The 19,466-nt window shown below is 60.2% G+C and carries 15 protein-coding genes; all 15 read left to right on the forward strand.

Going from position 1 to position 19,466, the window contains the following annotated elements; all coding sequences use genetic code 11:
* Positions 1-104 precede the first annotated feature (104 nt).
* The 15 genes from HUW52_RS02995 (at position 105) to HUW52_RS03065 (ending at position 19,354) form a co-directional block, all read left to right on the forward strand.
* Positions 105-1,577: a cytosine permease gene (locus HUW52_RS02995; protein ID WP_016984619.1), complete on the forward strand. Its 1,473-nt coding sequence runs from the start codon at positions 105-107 to the stop codon at positions 1,575-1,577.
* Between the two features lie 70 nt (positions 1,578-1,647).
* Positions 1,648-2,616 carry an ABC transporter substrate-binding protein gene (locus tag HUW52_RS03000; RefSeq protein WP_016984618.1) on the forward strand — a complete coding sequence of 323 codons (969 nt, stop codon included), beginning with the start codon at positions 1,648-1,650 and terminating at the stop codon, positions 2,614-2,616.
* Positions 2,617-2,699: 83 nt separating this feature from the next.
* Positions 2,700-3,551 carry a proline/glycine betaine ABC transporter permease gene (locus HUW52_RS03005; protein ID WP_007949591.1) on the forward strand — a complete coding sequence of 284 codons (852 nt, stop codon included), beginning with the start codon at positions 2,700-2,702 and terminating at the stop codon, positions 3,549-3,551.
* A complete protein-coding gene (locus HUW52_RS03010) occupies positions 3,548-4,378 on the forward strand; it encodes a glycine betaine/L-proline ABC transporter ATP-binding protein (protein ID WP_175552935.1) in 831 nt (276 codons plus the stop codon). The genes HUW52_RS03005 and HUW52_RS03010 overlap by 4 nt, the downstream gene beginning before the upstream one ends.
* 132 nt (positions 4,379-4,510) lie before the next feature.
* The gene (hutH, locus tag HUW52_RS03015; protein WP_175552936.1) at positions 4,511-6,034 is read left to right on the forward strand and encodes a histidine ammonia-lyase; all 1,524 of its coding nucleotides are present in this window, start codon (positions 4,511-4,513) and stop codon (positions 6,032-6,034) included.
* Between the two features lie 118 nt (positions 6,035-6,152).
* Positions 6,153-7,685, forward strand: coding sequence for a histidine ammonia-lyase (hutH, locus tag HUW52_RS03020; RefSeq protein ID WP_175552937.1), 1,533 nt, complete (start codon positions 6,153-6,155; stop codon positions 7,683-7,685).
* 354 nt (positions 7,686-8,039) lie between these two features.
* Positions 8,040-9,245: an imidazolonepropionase gene (gene hutI / locus HUW52_RS03025; RefSeq protein WP_175552938.1), complete on the forward strand. Its 1,206-nt coding sequence runs from the start codon at positions 8,040-8,042 to the stop codon at positions 9,243-9,245.
* Between the two features lie 10 nt (positions 9,246-9,255).
* Positions 9,256-10,059 (forward strand): N-formylglutamate deformylase, encoded by an 804-nt coding sequence (gene hutG / locus HUW52_RS03030; protein ID WP_175552939.1) that lies wholly within the window; start codon positions 9,256-9,258, stop codon positions 10,057-10,059.
* Positions 10,060-10,295: 236 nt separating this feature from the next.
* The gene (pip, locus tag HUW52_RS03035) at positions 10,296-11,267 is read left to right on the forward strand and encodes a prolyl aminopeptidase (RefSeq protein ID WP_008080611.1); all 972 of its coding nucleotides are present in this window, start codon (positions 10,296-10,298) and stop codon (positions 11,265-11,267) included.
* Positions 11,264-11,701 (forward strand): D-aminoacyl-tRNA deacylase, encoded by a 438-nt coding sequence (gene dtd / locus HUW52_RS03040; protein WP_007909321.1) that lies wholly within the window; start codon positions 11,264-11,266, stop codon positions 11,699-11,701. The genes pip and dtd overlap by 4 nt, the downstream gene beginning before the upstream one ends.
* 304 nt (positions 11,702-12,005) lie before the next feature.
* The gene (locus HUW52_RS03045; protein ID WP_174244426.1) at positions 12,006-13,787 is read left to right on the forward strand and encodes a glucan biosynthesis protein G; all 1,782 of its coding nucleotides are present in this window, start codon (positions 12,006-12,008) and stop codon (positions 13,785-13,787) included.
* Positions 13,780-16,350 (forward strand): glucans biosynthesis glucosyltransferase MdoH, encoded by a 2,571-nt coding sequence (mdoH, locus tag HUW52_RS03050; RefSeq protein ID WP_175552940.1) that lies wholly within the window; start codon positions 13,780-13,782, stop codon positions 16,348-16,350. Before HUW52_RS03045 ends, mdoH begins: the two co-directional genes overlap by 8 nt.
* Positions 16,351-16,740: 390 nt before the next feature.
* Positions 16,741-17,538 carry a transporter substrate-binding domain-containing protein gene (locus tag HUW52_RS03055; protein ID WP_175552941.1) on the forward strand — a complete coding sequence of 266 codons (798 nt, stop codon included), beginning with the start codon at positions 16,741-16,743 and terminating at the stop codon, positions 17,536-17,538.
* A gap of 129 nt (positions 17,539-17,667) precedes the next feature.
* On the forward strand, positions 17,668-18,627 hold the full coding sequence (locus HUW52_RS03060; RefSeq protein ID WP_175552942.1) for an amino acid ABC transporter permease: 960 nt from the start codon (positions 17,668-17,670) through the stop codon (positions 18,625-18,627).
* Complete coding sequence (locus HUW52_RS03065) at positions 18,620-19,354, forward strand: amino acid ABC transporter ATP-binding protein (RefSeq protein WP_095120739.1); 735 nt, start codon at positions 18,620-18,622, stop codon at positions 19,352-19,354. The genes HUW52_RS03060 and HUW52_RS03065 overlap by 8 nt, the downstream gene beginning before the upstream one ends.
* Positions 19,355-19,466: the final 112 nt, after the last annotated feature.

Here is a 19,466-nt window from a genome sequence, read left to right on the forward strand (position 1 = left end):
AGATGTTGAATGTACTGGCCAATTCGCGAGCAAGCTCGCTCCCACAGAAAAGCAGCCCTACCGAAGCTCAGTGAACAATTAAAACAATCCACAGAGGTTGAATCATGGCTGTCAACACCGATCGTGCAAGCAACAAACCGTTGATCGAAAAGCGTTCGATCGACTACATCCCGGAAGCGGAAAGACACGGTCGTCTGTTTAGCCAATTCACCTTGTGGATGGGTGCGAATCTGCAAATCACCGCAATCGTCACCGGGGCGTTGGCCGTGGTGCTCGGCGGTGATGTGTTCTGGTCGTTGATCGGTCTGTTGATCGGTCAATTGCTCGGCGGTGGCGTGATGGCGCTGCATGCGGCCCAAGGGCCGAAGCTCGGCCTGCCGCAGATGATCTCCAGTCGCGTGCAGTTTGGCGTGTATGGCGCGGCGATTCCGATCGTCTTGGTGTGCCTGATGTACCTGGGCTTCACCGCAACGGGCACCGTGCTTTCCGGCCAGGCGCTGGGCCAGTTGTTTGGCGTCAGCGACAGTGTCGGCATCCTGATTTTTGCCAGCGTCATTGTGCTGGTCACGGTGCTCGGTTATCGGGTGATCCACTGGATCGGCCGTGTCGCCAGCGTCATTGGCGTGATCGCTTTCGTCTTCCTGTTCTGGCGGCTGATGAGCCAGACCGACGTCGGCGCACTCCTGCAAATCCGTCATTTCAGCTGGAGCAGTTTCCTCCTCGCGGTGTCGCTCGCGGCCTCCTGGCAGATCGCGTTCGGCCCTTACGTGGCTGACTATTCCCGTTACCTGCCGAGCAACACCTCGGCGGTCAAAACCTTCTTCGCCGCCGGTGCAGGCTCTGTCGTCGGCGCACAAGTGGCGATGATCCTCGGCGTGTTCGCCGCCGCTTCAGCCAACGGCCAGTTCGCCGGTCATGAAGTGGCTTACATCGTCGGTCTGGGCGGCACCGGTGCGACCGCCGCGCTGCTGTACTTCAGCATCGCGTTCGGCAAAGTGACCATCTCGACACTGAACTCCTACGGCAGCTTCATGTGCATCGCGACCATCATCAGTGGTTTCAAAGGTCACCTGACCGTAACGCGCATGCAACGTCTGGTGTTCGTGCTGGTCATCGTTGGCACGGCGACCTTGATCGCGCTGCTCGGCCAGCACTCGTTCCTCGGTGCGTTCAAGTCTTTCATCCTGTTCCTGCTCGCCTTCTTCACCCCGTGGAGCGCGATCAATCTGGTGGATTACTACTGCATCACCCGCGAGCGTTATGACGTGCCGGCACTGGCCGATCCGAACGGTCGCTACGGTCGCTGGAACCTGCTCGGCATCAGCGTCTATGTGTTTGGTGTGCTGGTGCAGCTGCCGTTCATCTCCACCAAGTTCTATACCGGCCCGCTGGTGGCCGCCCTCGGTGATGTGGATATTTCCTGGATCATCGGCCTCGTGCTGCCGGCCGTCGTTTACTACGTGTGCGCGAAAAAATGGCACAGCGCAGTGCCCGATCAACTGATTCTGCCGGTCGAGCAGAACAGCGTTGTACAACCTAAAACAAGCGGGGCCGGTCGCGCTGCGGCGCAGGCCTGATTTGGACGTGGACAGGGCTGGATGCCTCTTGACTGCCGTAAGCCAATTCATGATTAGGAGCGTCACAACAATGAAATCGAACAAGACCCTGCTGACCACATTGCTGTCCATGGGCCTGCTGGCCAGTGCCGGTGCGACCCAAGCCGCTGGCTGGTGCGAATCGGGCAAGCCGGTGAAATTCGCCGGCCTGAACTGGGAAAGCGGCATGCTGCTGACCGACGTCCTGCAAGTGGTGCTGGAGAAAGGTTACGACTGCAAGACCGACAGCCTGCCGGGCAACTCCATCACCATGGAGAACGCCCTGAGCAGCAACGATATTCAAGTGTTCGCCGAAGAGTGGGTCGGCCGCAGCGAGGTCTGGAACAAGGCCGAGAAGGCCGGCAAGGTCGTCGGTGTCGGCGCTCCGGTCGTCGGCGCGGTGGAAGGCTGGTACGTGCCGCGTTACGTGATCGAAGGCGACGCCAAACGCAAGCTGGAACCGAAAGCCCCGGACCTGAAAAACATCGCTGATCTGGGCAAATACGCCGCGGTGTTCAAGGACGCCGAAGAACCGTCCAAGGGCCGTTTCTACAACTGCCCGGCCGGCTGGACCTGCGAGCTGGATAACAGCGAAATGCTGAAAAGCTACGGTTTGGAAAGCAGCTACACCAACTTCCGTCCGGGCACCGGCCCGGCGCTGGATGCGGCGGTGCTGTCGAGCTACAAGCGTGGCGAGCCGATCCTGTTCTACTACTGGTCGCCAACCCCGCTGATGGGCCAGGTGGATCTGGTCAAACTCGAAGAAAAACCGGGCGTCGACAAGACCGTAAGCATCAAGGTCGGCCTGTCGAAAACCTTCCACGACGAAGCCCCGGAACTGGTCGCCGTGCTGGAAAAGGTCAACTTGCCGATCGATCTGCTGAACCAGAATCTGGGCCGCATGGCGAAGGAACGTATCGAGTCGCCAAAACTGGCGAAAATCTTCCTCAAGGAACATCCTGAAGTCTGGCATGCGTGGGTCAGTGCAGACGCAGCCAAGAAAATCGACGCGGCGCTGTAGGTCGATACCTCCCGGTCAACCGTGAGGCTGGCCGGGAGATATGCCGTAATCGCTTGATTGAGATTTCTGATTGAGAGCCGCTTATGTTTCCCGAAAGCTTTACCTTTTCCATCGCCGACTGGGTCAACGGTTGGGTCGATTCGCTGGTCACCAACTACGGTGATGTGTTCCGCCATATCTCCGATACGCTGCTGTGGGCCATCGTCAACCTTGAAGGCCTGCTGCGCGCAGCGCCGTGGTGGCTGATGCTGGCGATCGTCGGTGTGGTTGCCTGGCACGCCACGCGCAAAGTCGTGACCACCGCTGTCATCGTCGGTCTGCTGTTCCTCGTCGGCGCCGTTGGCCTGTGGGACAAGCTCATGCAGACGCTGGCGCTGATGATGGTCGCGACGATCATTTCGGTGCTGATCGGCATTCCGCTGGGGATTCTCTCGGCGCGCAGCAATCGCCTGCGTTCAGTGCTGATGCCGCTGCTCGACATCATGCAGACCATGCCAAGTTTCGTGTACCTGATCCCGGTGCTGATGCTGTTCGGTCTGGGCAAGGTGCCGGCTATTTTCGCCACGGTGATTTACGCCGCGCCACCGCTGATTCGCCTCACTGATCTGGGCATTCGCCAGGTTGACGGCGAAGTGATGGAAGCCATTAACGCATTCGGCGCCAACCGCTGGCAGCAACTGTTCGGTGTGCAACTGCCGCTGGCCCTGCCGAGCATCATGGCCGGGATCAACCAGACCACCATGATGGCCCTGTCGATGGTGGTGATCGCCTCGATGATCGGCGCGCGCGGTCTGGGTGAAGATGTGTTGGTGGGGATTCAGACCCTCAACGTCGGGCGTGGCCTTGAGGCCGGTCTGGCGATCGTGATTCTCGCAGTGGTCATCGACCGCATTACTCAGGCGTACGGTCGGCCACGGCATGAGGTGAGCAAATGAGCGACGCAACCGTGAGCAAGATCGAAGTCAAAAACGTCTTCAAGATTTTCGGCAACCGCGCCAAGGATGCATTGGCCATGGTCGGCCAGGGCAAGACCAAGGATCAGGTGCTGAGCGAAACCGGTTGTGTGGTCGGCGTCAACGACCTGTCGTTGAGCATCGGCACCGGCGAAATCTTCGTGATCATGGGCCTGTCCGGCTCGGGCAAATCAACCTTGGTGCGTCACTTCAATCGGCTGATCGACCCGACCAGCGGCGCGATCCTCGTCGATGGCGTCGACATCCTGCAATACGACATGGACGCCCTGCGCGAATTTCGCCGGCACAAGATCAGCATGGTGTTCCAGAGCTTCGGCCTGCTGCCGCACAAGAGCGTGCTCGACAACGTCGCCTACGGCCTGAAAGTCCGTGGCGAGAGCAAGCAAATGTGCTCGGAACGCGCGCTGCACTGGATCAACACCGTGGGCCTCAAAGGCTACGAAAACAAATACCCGCACCAGCTCTCCGGCGGCATGCGTCAGCGCGTCGGTCTGGCTCGGGCCTTGGCGGCGGACACCGACATCATCCTCATGGATGAGGCGTTCAGTGCGCTGGATCCGCTGATTCGTGCGGAGATGCAGGACCAGTTGCTGGAGCTGCAAAAGACGTTGCACAAGACCATCGTCTTCATCACCCATGACCTCGACGAGGCGGTGCGTATCGGCAACCGCATTGCGATTCTCAAGGATGGCCGTCTGATTCAGGTCGGTACACCGCGCGAGATTCTGCATTCGCCGGCGGATGAGTATGTTGACCGGTTCGTGCAGCGGCGGGCGGCGGTGGTTTAACAGACTTGCGGTGAGGCTGCCGGCCCCTTCGCGAGCAAGCTCGCTCCCACATTGGAATGCGGTCTCCTGTGGGAGCGAGCTTGCTCGCGAAGACGGCGGCACAGCTGTATCAATGTTCGGATGAGGTTAATGATGTCCCAGGCTGAAAAAATCGTTATCACAGGCAGCCCCCTGCGTTGGCAGGACGTGGTCGCCGTCGCTCGTCACGGCGCGCAACTTGAGCTGTCCAGCGACACCTGGGCGCGTATCGAAAACGCTCAAAGCATCGTTCAGCGCATCGTCGAAAGCGGTGAGCGCGCCTATGGCGTCAACACCGGCCTGGGCGGTTTGTCCAACGTTTCCCTAAAAGACGAACAGCTCAGCCAGCTCTCGCGCAACACCTTGCTTAGCCACGCCTGCGGCGTCGGCCCGGTACTCGCCGACGAGCAGACCCGCGCGATCATCTGCGCGGCGATTCACAACTACAGCCACGGCAAATCCGGGATCCACCGCCGCGTGGTTGAAGGCCTGCTGGCGCTGCTCAATCGCGGCATCACCCCGCAGGTTCCGTCGCAAGGCTCGGTCGGTTACCTGACCCACATGGCGCACATCGGCATCGCGTTGCTCGGCGTCGGTAATGTCCGCTATCGCGGGCAGATCACCTCGGCGCAACAGGCGCTGGCCGAAGAAGGCCTGCAACCAGTGCAACTCGGCGCAAAAGACGGCTTGTGCCTGGTCAACGGAACGCCATGCATGACCGGCCTCAGCTGTCTGGCGATTGCCGATGCGACGCGATTGGTGCAATGGGCCGACGTCATCGGCGCCATGAGTTTCGAAGCCCAGCGCGGCCAAATCGATGCGTTCGACGCTGAGATCATCGCGCTGAAACCGCACCCGGGCATGCAGCAGGTCGGCATCAATCTGCGCGCCTTGCTCGATGGCAGTGAAGTGATTGCGTCGAGCAAAGGCATTCGCACTCAGGATGCGCTGAGCATTCGTTCGATTCCGCAGGTACACGGTGCCGCGCGTGATCAACTCGACCACGCGATCAAACAGGTCGAAGGCGAACTCAACGGCTGCACTGATAACCCGCTCCTGCTGGGCACGCCGGACAATTTCCGGGTGATGTCGCAAGCCAACCCGCACGGCCAATCGGTGGCGATGGCGGCGGATCTGCTGGCGATTGCCATGGCCGAAATCGGCTCGATTGCCGAGCGTCGCCTCGATCGTCTGGTCAACCCGCACGTCAGTGGTTTGCCGGCGTTTCTGGTGGCCAATCCGGGGGTGAACTCCGGGATGATGATCGTCCAATACGTCGCCGCGTCGCTGTGTGCGGAAAACCGCCAATTGGCGCAACCGGCGGTGCTCGACAACTACATCACCTCGGGCCTGCAGGAAGATCACTTGAGCATGGGCACCAATGCCGCGCTGAAACTGCATCGCGCGCTGGAAAACTGTACGCAGATCCTCGCGATTGAATATCTGCTGGCGGCGCAGGCGTTTGAATTCCTCAAGGAACAAGGCTTTGGCGTGGGCACTGACCGCGCTTGGCGACTGCTGCGCGAAACGGTCCCGGCCTACGATCAGGATCGCTGGCTGGCGCCGGATATCGCTGCCGCTGCGAGCGTTCTGAAAAAACCGAATTCGCTGCACAACGTTCTATCGAATTTGCACTGAAAAACTACCCTGCCAGCGTGCCAAGGCGCCGGATGCCCACAAGGCTGAAAGCGACGGATAACGGAATGCTCCGGAGCGAATGGCAAGTTAATAACAAACTCTCAAAAGGAGCATTTAAATGACTGCGCTGAACCTGATTCCCGGCCAACTGAGCCTGGCCCAACTGCGTGACGTCTACCAGAACCCGGTCAAGCTGACTCTCGACAACAGCGCCTCGGCACAGATCGAAGCCAGTGTCGCCTGCGTCGAGCAGATCCTCGCCGAGAACCGCACCGCGTACGGCATCAACACCGGTTTCGGCCTGCTGGCCTCGACCCGCATCGCCAGCGAAGACCTCGAGAACCTGCAGCGCTCGCTGGTGCTGTCTCACGCTGCCGGCGTTGGCGTGCCGATCAGCGATGAACTGGTGCGTCTGGTCATGGTGCTCAAGGTCAACAGCCTCAGCCGTGGTTTCTCCGGTATTCGCCGCGTGGTGATTGATGCGCTGATTGCGCTGATCAATGCCGAGGTCTATCCGCACATTCCGCTGAAAGGTTCGGTGGGCGCGTCGGGCGACCTGGCGCCGTTGGCGCATATGTCGCTGGTGCTGCTGGGCGAGGGCAAGGCACGCTACAAGGGTGAGTGGATGGAAGCCACTGAAGCGCTGAAAGTCGCCGGCCTGATGCCGCTGACTTTAGCGGCTAAAGAAGGTCTGGCGCTGCTCAACGGTACTCAGGTTTCCACCGCGTTTGCCCTGCGCGGTCTGTTTGAAGGTGAAGACTTGTTCGCTGGCGCGCTGGCGCTGGGTGGTCTGACGGTTGAAGCGGTCTTGGGTTCGCGTTCGCCGTTCGATGCACGCATCCACGCCGCTCGTGGCCAGAAAGGTCAGATCGACGCCGCTGCTGCTTACCGCGATCTGCTTGGTGAGCGCAGCGAAGTCTCCGATTCGCACCAGAACTGCGAGAAAGTGCAGGATCCGTACTCGCTGCGCTGCCAGCCGCAAGTCATGGGCGCTTGCCTGACGCAGTTCCGTCAGGCCGCTGAGGTCTTGGCCGTTGAAGCCAACGCCGTTTCCGACAACCCGCTGGTCTTCGCTGCTGAAGGCGATGTGATTTCCGGCGGTAACTTCCACGCCGAACCGGTGGCCATGGCCGCTGACAACATGGCATTGGCCATCGCTGAAATCGGCTCGCTGAGCGAACGCCGTATTTCGCTGATGATGGACAAGCACATGTCGCAACTGCCGCCGTTCCTTGTCGCCAACGGTGGTGTGAACTCTGGCTTCATGATTGCTCAAGTGACGGCAGCGGCACTGGCCAGCGAAAACAAGGCCTTGTCGCATCCGCATTCGGTGGACAGCCTGCCGACCTCGGCCAACCAGGAAGACCACGTGTCGATGGCACCTGCTGCGGGTAAGCGTTTGTGGGAAATGGCCGAGAACACTCGCGGGATTCTGGCGGTGGAATGGTTGGCGGCGGTGCAGGGTCTGGATCTGCGTAACGGTCTGAAGACTTCGGCGAAACTGGAGCAGGCGCGGGCGATTTTGCGTAAGGAAGTGCCGTTCTATGAGAAGGACCGCTTCTTTGCACCGGACATCAATGCGGCGACTGAGTTGTTGGCTTCGCGGTGTTTGACTGAGCTGGTTCCGGCGAAGCTTTTGCCTAGTTTGTAAGTGGGCTTTCAGGGGGAGCTTTGTTGTCAGTGAAATCGATCCCCCTCACCCCAGCCCTCTCCCTCAGGGGGGAGAGGGGGAAGGGAGCCGATCTTCGTGGTTTTCAAAGCCTGAGTTCGGCTCAAGATTTCCAGGTCGATGTACCTCGACAGAGCAACCCGGTCAGTCCTGCTGCTTCCTGGCGAGAGCAGAGAGCCGATCTTCATGGTTTTCAGAACCTGAGTTCGGCTCAAGACTTTCAGGTCGGTGTACCTCGACAGAACAACCCGGTCAGTCCCCTCTCCCTCCGGGAGAGGGCTAGGGTGAGGGGCTTTTCAGGGCCACCCACCAAACCAACCCAAACGGAGGCCAACAGTGAAAACCCTCTGGCAACACTGCCACGTCGCAACCATGGCGCAGGGCGTCTACTCGATTATCGAAGATGCGGCCATCGTGACGTCCGGTGCGCTCATCGAGTGGATCGGCCCGCGTAATCAACTGCCATCCGGCGAATACCCGGCGGTCAATGACCTGCAAGGCGCGTGGGTCACCCCCGGCCTGATCGACTGCCACACCCACACGGTGTTCGGCGGCAACCGCAGTGGCGAGTTCGAAAAACGCCTGCAAGGTGTCAGCTACGCGGAGATCGCAGCCTCCGGCGGCGGCATCGCCAGCACCGTGCGCGCGACGCGCGAAGCCACTGAAGACGAGCTGTTCGCCAGCGCCGCGAAACGCCTGAAAAGCCTGATGCGCGACGGCGTGACCACGGTCGAAATGAAATCCGGCTACGGCCTCGATCTGGCCAACGAGCGCAAAATCCTTCGCGTCATTCGTCGCCTGGAAAAAGAGCTGCCGATCAGCGTGCGCAGCACCTGCCTCGCGGCCCACGCGTTGCCACCGGAGTACAAAGATCGCGCCGACGATTACATCGAGCTGATCTGCGCAGAAATGCTGCCCGCTCTGGCTGCCGAAGGTCTGGTCGATGCCGTGGATGCCTTCTGCGAATATCTGGCGTTCTCGCCAGAACAGGTCGAGCGCGTCTTCATTGCTGCACAAAAACTCGGTTTGCCGGTGAAGCTTCACGCTGAACAACTGTCGTCGCTGCACGGCTCCAGCCTCGCCGCGCGCTACAAGGCGCTGTCTGCGGATCACCTGGAATTCATGGACGAAGCCGACGCCATCGCCATGGCCGAAGCCGACACCGTCGCGGTGCTGCTGCCGGGCGCGTTCTACTTCCTGCGCGAGACCCAGCTGCCGCCGATGGACGCTCTGCGCAAGCACAAGGTGAAGATCGCCATCGCCAGCGACCTCAACCCTGGCACCTCGCCGGCGCTGTCGTTGCGGCTGATGTTGAACATGGCCTGCACCTGTTTCCGCATGACCCCGGAAGAAGCCCTGGCCGGTGCGACGATTCATGCCGCGCAAGCGCTGGGCATGGCCGCCACCCACGGCTCGCTGGAAGTCGGCAAGGTTGCGGATTTCGTTGCCTGGCATATCGATCGTCCGGCGGATCTGGCCTATTGGCTGGGTGGCGATCTGGACAAACGCGTCGTGCGTCACGGCGTCGAATCAAGTCTGTAGGAGAGCGGTTGTGGATAAGGTTCTGAGCTTCAAACAAGGTCGCGTGCCGCTGCTGATCAGCATGCCGCATGCCGGGGTGCGCCTGACCCCGACAGTAGAGGCTGGGTTGATCGCGGACGCGAAAAGCCTGCCGGACACTGACTGGCACATCCCGCAGCTGTACGACTTCGCCGAAGAGTTAGGTGCGAGCACTTTGGCTGCCGAGTACTCGCGGTTCGTCATCGATCTGAATCGTCCTTCCGACGACAAACCGCTGTACGCAGGGGCGACCACCGGACTGTACCCGGCGACGTTGTTCGATGGCATTCCGTTGTTCAGGGACGGGCTCGAGCCGTCGAAAGAAGAGCGCGCGACTTACCTTGAGCAGATCTGGACACCATATCACCGCACACTTCAAGAAGAGCTGGCACGACTGAAAGCCGAGTTCGGTTACGCGCTGCTGTTCGATGCGCATTCGATCCGCTCGATCATCCCGCATCTTTTTGACGGCAAACTGCCGGACTTCAACCTCGGCACCTTCAATGGCGCCAGTTGCGATCCACAACTGGCCGCGCAACTGGAAGCGATCTGCGCGTGCCACGCTGATTACAGTCACGTGCTCAACGGCCGCTTCAAGGGCGGCCACATCACCCGCCATTACGGCAACCCGACCGAGAACATCCATGCGGTGCAACTGGAGTTGTGCCAGAGCACCTACATGGAAGAGTTCGAACCGTTCCGCTACCGCCCCGACCTGGCCGAGCCAACGCGGGTGGTACTAAAGGAATTGCTGCAGGGCTATCTGGCCTGGGGCGAAAAACACTACCGCAAATAATCATGCAGTCCCCTGTGGGAGCGAGCTTGCTCGCGAAGGCGTCGTGTCAGTCGACATCAAATTCGACTGATCCGCCGCTTTCGCGAGCAAGCTCGCTCCCACAAGGTTTTGTATGCAGCAGAAAAATTGCGACAGTGCACAGGCATGCTCATTGACGTAAATCGGGTTTATGATGCCCAACGGCAGAATAATAGAAGTCCCCCCAGGGATGACCTCGACCCCTTACGGAGCGCGCAATGCAGACTTTGTTTCCGCAGATCAAACCTCACGCCCGGCACGATCTGGCTGTCGATGACACCCATACGCTGTATGTCGACGAAAGCGGTTCACCGGAGGGTTTGCCGGTTGTGTTCATCCACGGCGGTCCCGGCGCCGGTTGCGACGCGCAGAGCCGTCGCTATTTCGATCCGAACCTCTATCGCATTGTCACCTTCGACCAGCGCGGCTGCGGTCGCTCCACCCCGCACGCCAGCCTCGAGAACAACACGACGTGGGATCTGGTCGCTGACCTTGAGCGCATCCGCAAACACCTGGGCATCGACAAATGGGTGCTGTTTGGCGGCTCGTGGGGTTCGACCCTGGCGCTGGCCTACGCGCAAACCCACCCTGAGCGCGTTCACGGCCTGATCCTGCGTGGGATCTTTCTCTGCCGTCCGCAGGAAATCGAGTGGTTCTATCAGGCCGGTGCCAGCCGTCTGTTCCCCGATTACTGGCAGGACTACATCGCGCCGATCCCGCTGGACGAGCGTGATGACTTGCTCAGCGCTTTCCACAAACGTCTGACCGGCAACGACCAGATTGCGCAGATGCATGCGGCCAAAGCCTGGTCGACCTGGGAAGGGCGCACTGCAACCCTGCGGCCGAACCCGCTGGTGGTCGATCGCTTCTCCGAGCCACAGCGCGCGCTGTCGATTGCGCGGATCGAATGTCATTACTTCACCAACAACGCCTTCCTTGAGCCGAACCAGCTGATTCGCGACATGGGCAAGATCGCCCATCTGCCGGGGGTGATCATTCACGGTCGCTATGACGTGATCTGCCCGCTCGACAATGCGTGGGAATTGCACCAGGCCTGGCCGAACAGCGAACTGCAGGTGATTCGCGATGCTGGCCATGCTGCTTCCGAGCCGGGCATCACCGATGCGCTGGTGCGCGCCGCGGGCAACATGGCCCGGCGCCTGCTCGATCTGCCGCCCGAAGAAGCATGAAGGGGCTTTTACAGCGCGTTCGCGGTGCGCGGGTTGAAGTGGCAGGCGAAGTCGTCGGCGCGGTAGATCACGGTTTGCTGGTGCTGGTGGCGGTCGAACCCGACGACACGCGTACCAGCGCCGACAAACTTCTGCATAAGCTGCTTAACTATCGGGTATTCAGTGATGCGGAGGGCAAGATGAACTTGTCCCTCGCCGATGTCGGCGGTGGGTTGCTGCTGGTCTCTCAGTTCACCCTGGCTGCCGACACCAAAAGCGGGTTGCGCCCGAGCTTTTCGACGGCAGCGCCTCCCGCGTTGGGCGAGGAATTGTTCGACTATCTATTAAGCAGTGCGAAACAGGTGCATGGCACTGTGGCATCAGGTAGATTCGGCGCCGATATGCAGGTGCATTTGGTCAACGATGGCCCGGTTACCTTTTTGTTACAGACCTGAAAGCGCTTGAAACACCTTTTTGGGAAATTTCGACCGTTTTTAGGGTGTTTTCGCGATAAATACTTTGTTACCCCTGATGCGTTGTCATGCGGGCTACTAGATAATCGCGCGCACTGGGATCAGCGTTCGCTGATCCATTTTCACTTAGGTAGAGACTTGTCCGGATCCGATTGGGGAATCATTTTGCCCCAGCGGAGTCGGAACAATGCTCGCCAACCTGGCATATAGATAGCTGGCCGTTGGTTTTTTGATCTGTTTTCGGCGAGGGTTGCTCGTGATTGTTAGTCCCTGTAATGCAGCAAAAATGTCTGCCAAACGCATGCGAAGTGCCCTGGTAGCGGGTTCGGCGCTCCTGTGCCTGCTCAGCGCCGGCCAGCTTTGGGCGTTCAATCTTGACGATGTATCGGCGAAGGCTAAAGAACTGGCCGGGCAGAAGTTCGAAGCCCCGCGCAGCAACCTGCCGAACGAATTCCGCGACATGAAGTTCGCGGATTATCAGAAAATCCGCTTCCTCACCGAAAAGGCTGAGTGGGCTGATCAGAAGACCCCGTTCAAACTGTCCTTCTATCACCAGGGTATGCACTTCGATACACCGGTGAAAATCAACGAAATCACGGCGAACACCGTCGAAGAGATCAAATACGATCCGACGCGCTTCGATTTCGGCGACCTGAAATTCGATCCGAAAGCCACCGAACAACTGGGTTATGCCGGTTTCCGTGTGCTTTACCCGATCAACAAGGCCGACAAGCAAGACGAAATCATGACCATGCTCGGCGCGAGTTACTTCCGCGTTGTCGGCAAGGGCCACACCTACGGCCTCTCGGCGCGTGGTCTGGCGATTGATACCGCGCTGCCGTCGGGCGAAGAATTCCCGCGTTTCCGCGAATTCTGGATTCAACAGCCGAAGCCAGGTGACAAGCACCTGGTGATCTTCGCCCTGCTGGATTCGCCGCGCGCTACCGGTGCCTACCGTCTGATCCTGCGTCCGGGCAGCGACACCATTGTCGACGTCAAGGCGCAGATGTTCCTGCGTGACAAGGTCGGCAAACTGGGCATCGCGCCGCTGACCAGCATGTTCCTGTTCGGCGCCAACCAGCCGTCGAAAGTCCTCAACTACCGTCGTGAACTGCACGACTCCAGCGGTCTGTCGATCCATGCCGGCAACGGCGAGTGGATCTGGCGCCCGTTGAACAACCCGAAACACCTGGCCGTGAGCAACTTCAGCGTCGAGAACCCGCGTGGTTTCGGTCTGCTGCAACGTGGCCGCGACTTCAGCCATTACGAAGACCTCGACGACCGCTACGACAAGCGCCCAAGCGCCTGGATCGAGCCGAAGGGCGAGTGGGGCAAAGGCACCGTTGATCTGGTAGAAATTCCGACCGCCGACGAAACCAACGACAACATCGTTGCGTTCTGGAGCCCGGAAAAAATGCCGGAGCCGGGCCAGCCACTGGACTTCGCTTACCGCATGCACTGGACCATGGACGAAGCGGCGATTCATGCGCCGGACAGCGCCTGGGTATCGCAGACTCTGCGTTCGACCGGTGACGTCAAGCAATCGAACCTGATCCGTCAGCCGGACGGCAGCGTTGCCTATCTGGTCGACTTCGAAGGTCCATCGCTGGCGGCACTGACTCCGGATGCCGACGTGCGCAGTCAGGTCAGCGTCGGCGACAACGCCGAGCTGGTTGAAAACAGCGTGCGCTACAACCCGGAAACCAAGGGCTGGCGCTTGACCCTGCGGATGAAAATCAAGGACGCGAGCAAGTCGACCGAGATGCGTGCCGCCCTGGTTCAGCCAGTCGTGACCGCTGATCTGGCGAAATCGGTGCCGGCGTCCAACTCCTCCGTCGCCAAGGCCGACAAGGTTGCCGCCAAGCAGCAAGAGAAAATCGACAAGGAAGCCAAGGCAGCCGAGGCCAAACAGGCCGACGCCAAGCCGGCAGCAGATGCCAAGGACAAGGCCAACAAAGACGCCAAGCAGCCAGTTGCTGCCGACGCGGCCCCAGCCACACCGGAATCGGCACCGACTGAAGAAGTCCTGACCGAGACCTGGAGCTATCAGTTGCCTGCCGATGAGTAACTCTCAAGTACAGCCAGAGACTCTCTCCGAGTATCTGGCGCATCTGCCGATGACCGACGAGCAGCGCGCGGAACTCGCGGGCTGCCAGTCGTTCAGCGAGCTGCATCAACGCCTGTCGTCCTCGACGTTCGACGCCCCTGCCGAAGCCGCCCAGGCTTCGGTGGGCAAGCGCCTGGTCCTGAGCACTGCCGAAGAACTTGAAGACGCGGAAATGCTGGTGCTCGACGCCAGCGGTCGCGTCAGCATGAAGGCGACGCCGCCGATCCGTCGAACCAAAGTCGTGCCGGAGCCATGGCGCACCAATATTCTGGTGCGTGGCTGGCGCCGTATGACCGGTCGCACCAACCCGCCGCAACCGCCGAAAGACGAAAACGTCTTGCCGGCCGCGCGCTGGCGCACCGTCGGTTCGATCCGTCGCTACATTCTGTTGCTGCTGATGCTCGGCCAGACCATCGTTGCCGGCTGGTACATGAAAGGCATCATGCCGTACCAGGGCTGGTCGTTCGTCGATCTGGAAGAAGTCCTGCATCAACCGCTGCTGCAAACCGCCACGCAAGTGCTGCCGTATGCGCTGCAAACCAGCATTCTGATTCTGTTCGGGATTCTGTTCTGCTGGGTTTCTGCCGGTTTCTGGACGGCGCTGATGGGCTTCCTCGAGTTGCTCACCGGTCACGATAAATACCGTATCTCCGGCAAAAGCGCCGGCAACGAGCCGATTGCCAAGGACGCGCGTACCGCGCTGGTAATGCCGATCTGCAACGAAGACGTGCCGCGCGTATTCGCCGGTTTGCGGGCAACGTTCGAATCGGTCGCCGCCACTGGTGATCTGGATCGTTTCGACTTCTTCGTCCTCAGCGACAGTAACGACACCGATATCTGCGTCGCCGAACAGCAGGCCTGGCTGGACGTCTGCCGTGAAGCCAAAGGTTTCGGCAAGATCTTCTACCGTCGCCGTCGCCGTCGTGTGAAGCGCAAGAGCGGCAACCTCGACGACTTCTGCCGTCGTTGGGGCGGTGACTATAAGTACATGGTTGTCCTCGACGCCGACTCAGTAATGAGTGGCGAGTGCCTGACCAGTCTGGTGCGCTTGATGGAAGCCACGCCGGACGCCGGGATCATCCAGACCGCGCCGCGTGCGTCGGGCATGGATACCCTGTATGCGCGCATGCAGCAGTTTGCGACCCGTGTATACGGCCCGCTGTTTACCGCCGGTCTGCACTTCTGGCAGTTGGGTGAATCCCACTACTGGGGTCACAACGCGATCATCCGCATGAAGCCGTTTATCGACCACTGCGCCCTGGCGCCGTTGCCGGGTAAAGGTGCCTTCTCAGGTGCGATCCTGTCCCACGACTTCGTTGAAGCCGCGTTGATGCGCCGTGCCGGTTGGGGCGTGTGGATTGCCTACGACTTGCCGGGCAGCTACGAAGAACTGCCGCCGAACCTGCTCGACGAACTCAAGCGTGACCGTCGCTGGTGCCACGGCAACCTGATGAACTTCCGTCTGTTCCTGGTCAAAGGCATGCACCCGGTGCACCGCGCGGTGTTTCTCACCGGCGTGATGTCCTACCTGTCGGCACCGTTGTGGTTCTTCTTTCTGGTGCTGTCGACCGCGCTGCTGGCGGTGAACACGCTGATGGAGCCGCAGTACTTCCTCGAACCGCGTCAGCTCTATCCGTTGTGGCCACAATGGCACCCGGACAAGGCGATTGCGCTGTTCTCGACGACCATCGTGCTGCTGTTCCTGCCGAAACTGCTCAGCATCATCCTGATCTGGGCCAAGGGCGCGAAAGAGTTCGGCGGCAAGTTCAAGGTGACCCTGTCGATGCTGCTGGAGATGCTGTTCTCCATGCTGCTGGCGCCGGTGCGGATGATTTTCCACACCCGTTTCGTCCTCGCCGCGTTCCTCGGCTGGGCCGCGACCTGGAACTCGCCGCAACGTGACGACGACTCGACGCCTTGGAGCGAAGCGGTCAAACGCCACGGCCCGCAGACCCTGCTGGGCTTCTGCTGGGCGCTGCTGGTGATCTGGCTGAACCCGAGCTTCCTCTGGTGGCTGGTGCCGATCGTCGGTTCGCTGATGCTGTCGATCCCGGTGTCGGTGATCTCCAGCCGTGTCGGTCTGGGCCTGAAGTCCCGTGACGAGAGCCTGTTCCTCATCCCTGAGGAATACAATCCGCCACAGGCGCTGCTGGCGACCGATCAGTACACTCACGAAAATCGTTACCACGCCCTCAACGACGGCTTCGTCCGCGCGGTGGTCGATCCACAGCAGAACGCTTTGGCGTGCTCGCTGGCGACTTCGCGTCACGGCCAGGCCGAGCCGATCGAGTGGCTGCGTCAGGAACGTGTGCGTCACGCGATCAAGGTTGGCCCGGCCGGGCTGAATAACCATGATCGCCTGCAATTGCTTAGCGACCCTGTGGCGCTGGCGCGTCTGCATGAGCAGGTCTGGGCCGAAGGTCATGCCGAGTGGCTGGATGCCTGGCGCGCTTCGGTGAAAGCCGATCCGCATGCGCCGTTGCTGCCGCTGCGACCGGTGAGTTTGCAGGCGCAACCGGCCTGATGAAGAAACCCCGCGATGTTGCGGGGTTTTTTTTGGCCTGCTGAAAAGCCCCTCACCCTAGCCCTCTCCCAAAGGGAGAGGGGACTGATTGGGGGATGCTTCAAAGGTACGCCGACCTGATCCTGCTGTATTGAATCCATAATCGACTGGATCTTTCAGGTCGATGTCGAGCGCAAGACAACCCGGTCGGCTCCCTCTCCCTCGGGGAGAGGGCTGGGCGGGCGGCGTTCCGATGAGGGTCAGCTCTTGATTGTTAAACAAATCGTCCATTAAACCTTGTGCAAAAAAACGAGTGCGTTAGCATCCGTCCCCGAATTGGCGCACCCGGGCTTTTTTGCCTGCCTCTGTTGGTTTTCGCGCCGCACACGCAATGGTTTTGGGGACTTGAAGATGAAGAAGTATCTGTCGATGCTGCTGGTCGGCGTCACGGCACTGGTTGCAGTCAATGCGGCGCAGGCTGGCGCAATCGATGACGCGGTCAAGCGCGGCACGTTGAAAGTCGGTATGGATCCGACCTACATGCCGTTCGAAATGACCAACAAGCGCGGCGAAATCATCGGCTTCGAAGTCGACATCCTCAAAGCCATGTCCAAGGCCATGGGCGTCAAGCTGGAACTGGTTTCCACCGGTTACGACGGCATCATCCCGGCGCTGATGACCGACAAGTTCGACATGATCGGCAGCGGCATGACCCTGACTCAGGAGCGCAACCTGCGCCTGAACTTCAGCGAACCGTTCATCATCGTCGGCCAGACCCTGCTGATTCGCAAGGAGCTGGAAGGCACCATCAAGTCCTACAAAGACCTGAACACCGCCGACTACCGCATCACCTCCAAGCTCGGAACCACCGGCGAGATGGTCGCCAAGAAGCTGATCTCCAAAGCCAAGTACCACGGCTACGACAACGAGCAGGAAGCCGTGCTCGACGTGGTCAACGGCAAGGCTGACGCCTTCATCTACGACGCCCCGTACAACGTTGTTGCGGTGACCAAGGTCGGTGCCGGCAAACTGGTGTTCCTCGACAAGCCGTTCACCTACGAGCCTTTGGCGTTTGGTCTGAAGAAGGGTGATTACGACAGCCTCAACTTCATCAATAACTTCCTGCACCAGATCCACGAAGACGGCACCTACGATCGCATCCATGACAAGTGGTTCAAGAGCACCGAGTGGCTCAAGGACATGGAATAAGCCCGGTCAGATAGACCGAGTCGCCCCATTCGTGAGCAAGCTCGCTCCCACATTGGAATGCATTCTCCTGTGGGAGCGAGCTTGCTCGCGAAGGGGCCCTCCAGAGCAACACAAAATCCGGAACCTGCAATGAAACATAAAAAAGCCCAATGGCCCTGGCACGTCCTCACCGTGCTGGTGCTGGTCGGCCTGGCCGGCGCGTTGTATTACGCGACGTCGCTGATGTCCTACGAATGGCGCTGGAACCGCGTGCCGCAGTACTTCGCCTATCAGGCCGAAGAAAACCAGCGTGCCACCGACATCTCCACTGTCACCGAACTTGTGCGCAAGGGCAGCAGCGCGCAAGTCACCCTGCGCAATGACGCCGGTGACGAGCAGCACCTGACCGTCGACGAAAACAGCCTGCAATTCGCTCAGGGCGACGATGTGGCCGAAGGCGACGTCGTGGGCGTCACTCGGCATTGGGCGGCAGGACCGCTGTTGTGGGGCCTTTGGACAACGCTTTGGCTGTCAGTCGTTTCCGGTGTCTTGGGTTTGCTGATCGGTCTGGTCACCGGCCTCTGCCGTCTGTCCAGCAACCCGACCCTGCGCGACCTGTCGACAATCTATGTCGAACTGGTGCGCGGCACGCCGCTGCTGGTGCAGATCTTCATTTTCTACTTCTTCATCGGCACGGTGATGAACCTGTCCCGCGAGTTCGCCGGGATCGCCGCGCTGTCGCTGTTCACTGGCGCCTACGTGGCGGAGATCATCCGTTCCGGCGTGCAATCGATTGCCCGTGGCCAGAACGAAGCGGCGCGTTCGCTCGGTCTGAGCGCGGGTCAGTCGATGCGCCATGTGGTGTTGCCGCAAGCGCTGAAGCGCGTGCTGCCACCGCTGGCCGGGCAGTTCATCAGTCTGGTCAAGGACACTTCGCTGGTGTCGGTGATTGCCATCACCGAGCTGCTGAAAAGCGGCCGTGAAGTCATCACCACCTCGTTCTCGCCGTTCGAGATCCTGTTCTGCGTCGCCGGTCTGTACCTGTTGATCAACCTGCCGCTGTCGAAAATCGCCAGCCGGCTTGAGCGGAGGCTCGCGCAAAGTGATTGAAGTCCGCGATCTGGTAAAAGTCTTCGACACCCGTGGGCAAGTGGTACGCGCGGTGGATAACGTCAGCACCACGGTAGCCAAGGGCGAAGTGCTGGTGGTGATCGGCCCGTCGGGTTCCGGCAAGTCGACCTTCCTGCGCTGCCTCAATGGCCTGGAAGAATTCGATTCCGGCTCGGTGAGCATCGACGGCCTGCAACTGGCCGACCCGAAAACCGACGTCAACGCCTACCGCCGCGAAGTCGGCATGGTCTTTCAGCATTTCAACCTGTTCCCGCACATGACCGTGCTGGAAAACCTCTGTCTGGCGCAGAAAGTCGTGCGCAAGCGCGGCAAGAAAGAGCGCGAAGCCAAGGCGATGGAATTGCTGCAAAAGGTCGGTATCGCACAGAAGGCCAACGAGTTTCCGTCACGCCTTTCCGGCGGACAACAGCAACGGGTGGCGATTGCCCGGGCACTGGCGATGGAGCCGAAGGTGATGTTGTTCGATGAGCCGACCTCGGCGCTCGACCCGGAGATGGTCGGAGAGGTGTTGGACGTGATGAAAAACCTGGCCGTGGAAGGCATGACCATGGTCTGTGTCACCCACGAAATGGGCTTCGCCCGGGAAGTGGCGGATCGGGTGTTGTTCTTCGATCACGGCAAGTTGCTGGAGGATGCCGCGCCGGCGGAGTTCTTTGATGCACCGAAGGATCCGCGCGCCCAGGCCTTCTTACGTCAGGTTCTGTAATTTCAGCGCCTGTCAGTAAGCCTTCGCGAGCAAGCTCGCTCCCACAGTGAATGGGTCGAATACAACCTTTGTGATCGACACGAATCCTGTGGGAGCGAGCTTGCTCGCGAAG

Origin of the sequence: Pseudomonas sp. 43A (assembly GCF_013363935.1) — a bacterium.
Lineage (GTDB): Bacteria > Pseudomonadota > Gammaproteobacteria > Pseudomonadales > Pseudomonadaceae > Aquipseudomonas > Aquipseudomonas crudilactis.